The 1,101-nt window shown below is 46.1% G+C and carries 1 protein-coding gene; it reads right to left on the reverse strand.

Going from position 1 to position 1,101, the window contains the following annotated elements; translation table 11 throughout:
* Positions 1-105: 105 nt before the first annotated feature.
* Positions 106-1,101 (reverse strand): FimV/HubP family polar landmark protein (locus R7190_RS25730; RefSeq protein WP_318137661.1); only part of this gene is annotated, 996 nt, incomplete at its 5' end.

The raw sequence follows: 1,101 nt of genomic DNA on the forward strand, positions 1-1,101 counted from the left end.
CTAATGCGATTCTCATCTTAACCTTCGAACTCTAAAATGGGGCGGGAAGTATATACTCAAGTCTCTTCAGATACAAAAAGGGCAGCTCTCGCTACCCTTTTTGATTTATCGACCGTTTATGGTATCGATGAGGTTTTTCGCTTCTCGGCGAATGTCATCTTCACCGTAAACTATCGCCTCTTCTAACAGTTTGATCGCACCTTGAGGATCGTTCATTTCAAGATAGATTTTAGCAAGGTCCAACTTACCTGCTGCTTCTGCATTGGTATCTACATCAACGTCACCGATATCACCAATCACATCAGGGAACTCATTCAAACCGACATCGAGCATCAGTTCTTGCTCTTCAAACTCACCACCTTCTTTGTCCACTTGAGCCATCAGTTCATCAATAGTCATAAACTGATTTTTCTTAGGGTCAAAGTCATCAAGATCTTCCTGCTCGGCCCAGTTCTCTTGCGCGATTTCAGGTTGAGTCAGCGCTTCACTCGAACTCCACACTTCTTGCTGGTCTTCAGGGACTTCTTCCGTAACCGATGGTTCAGGCATGTCTGATGCTGGCTTAAAACCATCCCAGTCATCACCGACATCCAACATGGTTTCGAAATCCATGCCTGCACTTGCAATGGTGTCGCTGTCGAGCTTGCCATCAAACGCTTCAGCACTTGGCTCATCTGCAAGCAAGTTAGCCATCGTTGATTCATCAAAATCGTCTAACTCAGATGGAGATTCAATAGCAGTTGGCTGCTCTACCTCTTGATCAAAACTGTTTTGAGCGAAGACTTCAAAAAGCGCATCATGGTCATTATCTGCCTGGAGAATTGGCTTAGGCGCAACTTCTGATTCTGATGAAGATGATGCTTCAGCCATAGCCGCTATAGCATCTTCTTCACTGAACTCTGGCAGTTCAGTATCATCGAAGTTGAACTCTTCTTCCGCTTCGGCTGCTGGTGCTGCCGCTTCACGTTCAGATTCTGGTAGCTCAGGTTCATCAGCCATCGATGCCAATGCATCTTCTTCATCAAACTCTGGCAGTTCCAGTTCGTCGAAGTTGAATTCTTCTTCCGCGTCAACGGTTGGCGCTGCGGCTTGAACTTCAGC

The sequence above is a fragment of the Vibrio sp. 1078-1 genome, assembly GCF_033340475.1.